Source organism: Acidimicrobiales bacterium, assembly GCA_036270875.1.
In the GTDB taxonomy this organism is placed as follows: Bacteria; Actinomycetota; Acidimicrobiia; order Acidimicrobiales; family AC-9; genus AC-9.
On record DATBBR010000110.1, the window covers coordinates 1 to 7,036 of the forward strand.

Sequence of the window (7,036 nt, forward strand, 5' to 3'; positions counted from 1 at the left end):
ACACCCCAAGCTGCACCTGGTCGTGGTGGATGGCATCTCCACCGCATTGGAGCCCCAGCTGGCCACGGGTCAGCTGGACCTGGCCGTGGTCAACCCTCCCGCCCCGACGGCCGACCTCAGCTTCGCCCCGCTGTTCGAGGAGGATCTGGTGCTCGTCGTCCGGGCCAACGATCCCCTGGCCAAGCGGGGACCGCTTGAGCTGGCCGAGCTCGCGGGGCTCGACCTGTTGCTGCCCTTGCCGGGGACATCGTTCAGGGACGAGTTGGACCAGGCCGTCCGACCTCGGGGGATCACGCTCACCCCACGGGCGGAGCTCGATGGGGTACGGCTGATCGCCTCGCTCACCTTCGACGGGCACGGCCCGGCCATCCTCCCTGCCACCGCCGTGCCCGAGTACCTCCGGCGGCAGTGGCGGCTCGTCCAGGTGCGGGGGATCCCCCGGCGCCGGATCGGCGTCGCCCAGCGGTCTCGGGGCCTGCCGTCGGCCCCGGCGCGCGCATTGCTGTCGATCCTGCACGACGTGGTGACCGACCGGGGTGCCACGCCTGACGAGCTGCACGTGGTGCCCGAGTTGCTCGCCGGACGGTTAGGGTTGGCACCTCGACCCGACCGCCCCGCCGGTGGGTCCGATCAGGGAAGAGGGGTGACGGGCGTGGAGGGGCGCAGCCGTCCATCTCCCTCGCGGCGGGGCCGATGAGCCGACCTGGTCGCGCCGAGCGCCCGCAGGCCGCGGCCCGCCGGCTGGCCTTCCTGCTTGCCGCCAGCCGTTCGGTGGCGGCACGTCTCGACGAGGACGACGCCCTCGAGGCGTTCGCCCGCATCGCCGTCACGGCCATGGCCGACATGTGCATCATCGACCTGCGTGAACCCGACGGTCGGCTGCGCCGGGCGGCGGTGGCCCACGCCGATCCCGACATCGAGGAGCGGGTACGCGAGGCCCTTCGCCGTTGGCCGCCCGACGCCGCTGGACAGCATCCCGCGGCCGAGGCGCTGCGCACGGGCACGACACAGGAATCGGCGGAGCTGACCAACGGGTTCCCCGACGCGACCACGGCCGACCCTGACGCCACGCGCCTGCTGCGCCAGTTGCGACTCTGCTCGTCCCTGGTCGTGCCGCTGACGGCTCGGGGTCACACACTCGGCACCGTTCTGCTGCTGTCCACGGCGACCGGACGGGCCATCGGTCCCGACGACATCGACGTCCTCGAGGACGTCGCCCGCCTCGCGGCGCTGGCCGTCGACAACGCCCGCCTCGTCGCCGGCGAGCGAGCCGCCCGAGAGACCGCCGAGGCCGCCCGAGCTGGGGTCGCCCTCCTGGCCGAGGCGACGAGCGTGCTCACCGAGACGCTCGAGCCCATCGCCGCTCTCGAGCGCCTCGCCTCACTGCTGGTGCCGGCGTTGGCCGACTGGTGCCGGGTCGACCTGCACGACGAGACGGTCGGCGTGCGCCGGGCGGCGATGACCCATCTCGACCCGGCCACCGAGGCGGCCGTTCGCGCCGTCGACGATGGCGTGCCCGTCGATCCGAGCGGCGACTCCCCTGTGGCCCAGGTGCTGCGAACCGGCAACCCGCTGCTGTTCGAGCAGGCGACCGACGACGTGCTCGTGGCCAGCGCCCGGACGCGGGACCAGCTCGAGGTCTACCGGTCCCTCGGCCTGCGCTCGCTGCTCGTCGTGCCCCTCCAGGCCCGCGGCGACGTCCTCGGCACCCTTACGCTGGGCTCGTCGAGCTCGGAACGCCGCTTCGACGAGGACGACCTGGCGCTGGCTCGCGACCTGGGCCGGCGGGCGGGACTGGCCATCGACAACGCCCGGCTGTACCAACACGAGCATCGCACGGCGGCGGTCCTCCAGCAGGCCCTGCTGCCCAAGCAGCTCCCCGCCGTCCCCGGTCTGGCCCTCGCGGCCCGCTACCTGCCGGCCACCACCGGCGCCGAGGTCGGTGGGGACTGGTATGACGTGCTCCCCCTCGCCGACGGCCGCGTGGGGCTGGTGATCGGCGACGTGGTGGGCCACGACATCGAGGCGGCCAGTGTCATGGGGACGCTACGGCACGTCCTGCGGGCCTATGCCTGGCCAGGTGCCGGGCCCGCGTCCGTGATCCGCCGGGTCGACGAGCTCGCCCTCGGACCCGAGCCCGGTGCCCTCGCCACGCTGGTCTACGCCATCTACGATCCCGCCCGGCGCCAGCTGCACTGGAGCAGCGCCGGCCATCCTCCCCCGCTGCTCGTGCGACCGGACGGACGGGCCGACTACCTCCTCGGCGCCAACTCGACACTCGTCGGGGTTGGGCCGGACGTCGATCGAACCGAACGAAGGGCGACTCTCGACGTCGGCACCACCCTCGTGCTCTACACCGATGGTCTCGTCGAGACCCGAGACGCCTCGCTCGCCACCGGTATGGACCGTCTCGCCACGCTCGCCGAGAGCCGGCCCTCCGCCTCGCCGGACGATCTGGTCGACCTGCTGCTGGCCGACGTCCAAGCAGCCGAGCAGCGCAAGGACGACGTCGCCATCCTGGTGGCGAGGGTGGTCGCCTGATGCGATGCACAGCCGGGCCGGCTTGGGACGGGGCGCCCGCGGGTAGGTGGTCGACATCGAGCTGAGCACCATGCTTGCCCCCGAGCCGTCGAGCGCCGCCGAGGCGCGGCGTTTCGTGCTTGCGGCCCTCGCCGACTGGGGCGAGCCCAGCCTTGATGAAGTAGCGGCACTGCTCGTCACCGAGCTGGTCACCAACGCCATCCTGCATACCCATTCGAGCCCGCAGGTCACCGCCCGCCTCGCTGGGGGGCGGCTCCGGGTGGAGGTGGCCGACGACAGCCCGACCCCTCCCGTTCGCCACCGCTACAGGCCCCGAGCCGCTACGGGGCGGGGCATGATCCTGGTCGGTGCGCTGGCCTCGGCATGGGGATCCGAGCCGACCGGGACGGGCAAGGTCGTGTGGTTCGAGGTGGAGGCGGGAGCGCCGACCGAGCGGGTCGAGGCGGCCGTAGGCCATGGCCGCCGCGCCCCGACGCCCTGGACCCATCGCTAGGCCCACGGGAGCCGGAGTCTGCACATGGCGATCGACGCGTTACCCGAGGCTCGGCCATGGGGCTCCGAAGGGCGCGCCCTCCCTCTCGAGGTGGTCGTCGTCCATCGCGACCAGCCGGCGGCGTGCGTTCGGACGGTGCTGGCCCTGCATCGTCAAGGGATACCGCTGCATGTCACCATCGTCGACAACGGCTCGGGCTCGGCTGGGCTCTCAGCCCTAGGAGCCCTGGCCCGCCGGCTCTCGACCGTGGAGGTGGTGGCACTCGGGCACAACACCGGCTTCGGGCCCGCGGCCAACGTCGGCCTCCAGCGGTGGTTGGAGCGCGGCGAGGGCGAGTGGGTCGCGGTGGCGCCTCACGATGCCCTACCCGAGCCGGGCTGTCTGGCCAGGATCCTCGCCGCCGTGTCGTCCCGTCCCGACGCGGGTCTGGTCAGCGCCGAGTTCGGCCGGGCCTACGACTCCAAGCCCGTCATCGACCGCTACATCGGTGCGTACGCATCGCCCGGCCGCGGCGAAGGCTGGGAGGACGCCGACTTCCCGCACGGCACGCTGCTCGTGGCCCGGCGAGCGGCCCTGACCGAGATCGGCCTGTTCGACGAGCGCTACTTCGCCTACTGCGAGGAGGCCGACCTCGGGGTGCGGGCCAGACGGGCCGGGTGGAAGGTGGGGATCATCTGGGGAGCTGTCGTCAACAACCCGGGCCACGGCAACAGCGAGGTCGTCCGCTACCTCAAGCTCCGCAATACGCTGCTGCTGGTCCGCGACCACTTCGGCTCCTACCCGGCGGCCATCCGGTGCGCCTTCGCCCTGCTCACCCTCGCGGCCCGGTCGTGCCGCCCACGGGCTCCGGCCACCGACCCCCTTCGGCGGGTGGAGGGCCGGGCGATCCTCGACTTCGTCCGCGGCCACTTCGGGCCCCCGCCACCGTCCCTGCTGCCGGTCGAGGCCTGAGACCCGCGACATGGCCGCCCGGAGCGGTCAGCTGCCGGGTCGACCCTCTCCGACAGCGATTGCCTGCTGCTCCTGGAGCGCCCGGGCGACGGCCTCTAGGATCTTCGCTGCGTCCCGGTCGAAGTGGTCACGCGCCCGGAGGAACACGACCGCACCGCCGAACACCGGAAGGCTGACGAGCAGCAGGGCCGTGCGGAAGTTGTTGCCAAGCGCGCCGGCCAGGGCGAACACGATCACCGAGGCGGCCGCCTGTCCCGCGACCACCGAGACAAGGTTGAAGGCGCCGAATCCCGCGCCCCTCAGGTTGGCGGGCACGGCGTCCGAGAGCCCGGCCCGCAGCGACGGCACGGCCAGGGCAATGACAAAGAAGCCCACGACCTCGAGGCCGAAGGCCGGACCCAGCGGCAGCCACAGGTACGACAGCACGAAGATCGCCTCGCCGACCATGAGGCACACGGCAGGGACGGCCATGCGCCCGCCGCGCACGCGTGGGGCGAACCGGTCGGCCAGACGGCCCCCGAGCAGCACACCTGGGATCCCCCCGAGGATGACCATGGCTCCGACGAAGGCCTCCGCCGTCCCGGTTGCCACGTGCAGCTGCCGCTCGTAGAACTGTGGGAGGGCGGCAGCGGCTGCGATCACGGTGAACAGCACGGCAGACACGCCGACCAGGGCATAGCGCATGGTCGGTATCCGGGCGATGGTGCCGAGGTCGGCGGCCAGGCCGCGAACCATGTCGCGGAAGAAGGCGACGACGCCACCGGCGAAGGGCCCGGGCGGACCCTCGTCGCCGCCTCCGGCCTCGTCAACCCCGAGCTGGAGACGATCGCCGTGTCCGCGTCCGGGCTCGACCAGCCGGAACACGGCAACGGCGATGAGCAGGCCGGGGAGGCTCACCACGAGGAACGCGGCCCGCCAGCCGAGGGTGGCACCGACCACCCCGCCGATTCCCAACCCGGCGCCGAAGCCCACGAAGAGCAGGCACTGCTGCACCGAGAAGGCCCGGCCCCGGTCCGACGCCGGATAGTGGTCGGCCAGCAGGCTGGCGGCAGCGGGCTCGGTGACGGCCTGGCCGAAGCCCAGGGCGGACCGGATGGCGATCAAGGCCGGATAGCTCCAGGCCGCGGCGGTGAGGGCGCTGATCGCCGACCAGATCACGACCGTCTGGCCGACCGTGCGGGTCCGGTTCCACCGGTCGGCGAGGTAGCCGGCCGGCACGCTGACGAACCCGTTGACGACGATGAAGCAGGACAGCAGCACCCCCACCTGGAGATCGGTGAGATGAAATGCGTGCTGGATCGGTGTGGCGACCCCGCGCACGATGTTCTGGTCCACCTGGTCGATCATGATCACAAGACCGAGGACCCACATCGGCCAGGACGACACCCGGTCGATCGGGGCAACGGTCGGGCTGGACGCGGTCGTCACCGCCGCTTTCTAGCCGATCTGGTCGAAATGCGGCGAACCGCCCACCAACGGGTGGTCGCCTCCCGCGACCCTGACAGGAGAGTCAGGTACCGTGGCGGGCGTGAGCGTTGGGGACGAGAGGGCCGGGGACGATGACGTCGGCGTCGGCGTCGAGGATCGGCCGGCGGCGCCCTCGTCGCCGCCGGTCGTGGCCTACCGCGCTGCTCGGCGCTTCTTCACCGACCCTCGTACCGTGGGGGTCGCCCAGGCCGGTCCCCGGACCGCCGCCTTCATGGCCCGCACGTGGGCCCGCGGCCGCGAGGCCATGGATGACCCCGACGCGGTGCCCGCTCGACCGTCGGTGGGTCTCGCCGTCCAGGTCCTCCTGGACGAGCTGCTCATCTCCACCATGAAGAACCCTCGGCTACTACCCCGCCGGGCGGACTACGAGCGCGCCGGCATCGAAGTGGCGGAGGCCTTCGAGCTCTACCGAGATCGAGGATGGCTCGACAACCCCGAGACCTACCATCGAGCGCCCGCCCCACCGGAGGTGTCGACGCGCCGCGAGCGGGTGCTCGGCCAGCCGTACGAGCACCTGAGCTTCCAGAGCGAGTACGAGCCCCATGAGGGCGAACCCGGTAGAGCACGCTGGCTGGAGAAAGACGCCAACCGCACCGCCCACGTCTGGGTGCTTCGACAGCCCCACGCCGGTCGCCCCTGGGTGGTCTGCGTGCACGGGTTCGGCACCGGTGCGCCGTTCGTCGACCTCCGAGCCTTCCGGGCCCGACGCCTGCACGGCGAGCTCGGCTTGAACGAGGATCTGCCGAGCATCGCCGCCACCGCACGTAGCCACGGCATCCAACTCGTCACCGTCTGGCAGGACCTTGCCCAGGTCGAGGAGCGCTACCGTAGCTCGTCTCGCACCCTTTTCAACAACCACCTGGCGAAGCTGGAGCTGTCGGGCTGCAGCGACCTGACCACGCTGCAATACCTCACTCAGCTGCTCGGTGAGAGCGTCTTCCAGGAGCGATCCACCCACCGCGACTCCCTGGGAAACACGTCCTCGACCGAAGCACCCCGCCATCGCGCCTTGGCTCCGGTCGACTCGCTCCGCCAGATGCGTCGCGGAGAGGGCCTGCTCGTCTACGGCCATCTCCGACCGGCACGTCTCCGACTGCGTCTGTCTTGGCGTGATCGTGGCCTGCGGCGGCTTACCCGTCTGCATCGGTCGCCGGGACCTCGCGAGGAAGCCAGTGATACTCCGACGTTGGTGAACCCTGCGGACGTGGGGCCCAACAGAAGCGGACTCGGTCGCCATCAACGACGGCGGTCGGAGGTTGCACGAGATGCCGACGGCCGCGATATCGCCGAGCGTAGACAAGGGGCGGGGTCGCCGTCAGCCTACGACCGGAGTGCGAGGCATGAGCGACGCACCGCACGTTGACCCAGAGGAGGTAGCCAGGAGAGTTACTCACTCGAGGGCGACGCAAGGTCTACCGCCTCATGTCACCGATCCGACGACGCTCGCCCGCATTGCAGCCCTGCTTGTCACCGATCGGGCCCAGGTGGAGCCATCGAGGACCAAACGTACTGCGGACAAGAACGAGAACCGGTCACGTCTGGGCGCTGAGCCTCGAAGTGCAT

The 7,036-nt window shown here is 71.5% G+C and carries 6 protein-coding genes; 5 read left to right on the forward strand and 1 reads right to left on the reverse strand.

All coding sequences use genetic code 11. The annotated features are described in order from the left end of the window. The 4 genes from VH112_11730 to VH112_11745 all read left to right on the forward strand — a co-directional run. Positions 1-697 (forward strand): LysR family transcriptional regulator substrate-binding protein (locus tag VH112_11730; GenBank protein ID HEX4540904.1); only part of this gene is annotated, 697 nt, incomplete at its 5' end. Continuing rightward, the gene (locus tag VH112_11735; GenBank protein HEX4540905.1) at positions 694-2,541 is read left to right on the forward strand and encodes a GAF domain-containing SpoIIE family protein phosphatase; all 1,848 of its coding nucleotides are present in this window, start codon (positions 694-696) and stop codon (positions 2,539-2,541) included. The genes VH112_11730 and VH112_11735, both read left to right, overlap by 4 nt. Before the next feature lie 46 nt (positions 2,542-2,587). After that, a complete protein-coding gene (locus VH112_11740; GenBank protein HEX4540906.1) occupies positions 2,588-3,034 on the forward strand; it encodes an ATP-binding protein in 447 nt (148 codons plus the stop codon). A 24-nt stretch (positions 3,035-3,058) separates the two neighbouring features. Further along, positions 3,059-3,985, forward strand: coding sequence for a glycosyltransferase (locus VH112_11745; GenBank protein HEX4540907.1), 927 nt, complete (start codon positions 3,059-3,061; stop codon positions 3,983-3,985). 27 nt (positions 3,986-4,012) lie between these two features. Here the strand turns inward: VH112_11745 and VH112_11750 are convergent, their stop codons facing one another. Then, the gene (locus VH112_11750) at positions 4,013-5,413 is read right to left on the reverse strand and encodes an MFS transporter (GenBank protein HEX4540908.1); all 1,401 of its coding nucleotides are present in this window, start codon (positions 5,411-5,413) and stop codon (positions 4,013-4,015) included. A 100-nt stretch (positions 5,414-5,513) separates the two neighbouring features. Between VH112_11750 and VH112_11755 the strand changes: the two genes are divergently transcribed. Next, positions 5,514-6,836: a TraM recognition domain-containing protein gene (locus VH112_11755; GenBank protein HEX4540909.1), complete on the forward strand. Its 1,323-nt coding sequence runs from the start codon at positions 5,514-5,516 to the stop codon at positions 6,834-6,836. Positions 6,837-7,036 lie beyond the last annotated feature (200 nt).

Excerpts from the sequence above, each read along its gene's own strand:
- VH112_11735 (HEX4540905.1), top strand. The coding sequence starts at position 694 with ATGAGCCGACCTGGTCGCGCCGAGCGCCCGCAGGCCGCGGCCCGCCGG.
- VH112_11745 (HEX4540907.1), top strand. The coding sequence starts at position 3,059 with ATGGCGATCGACGCGTTACCCGAGGCTCGGCCATGGGGCTCCGAAGGG.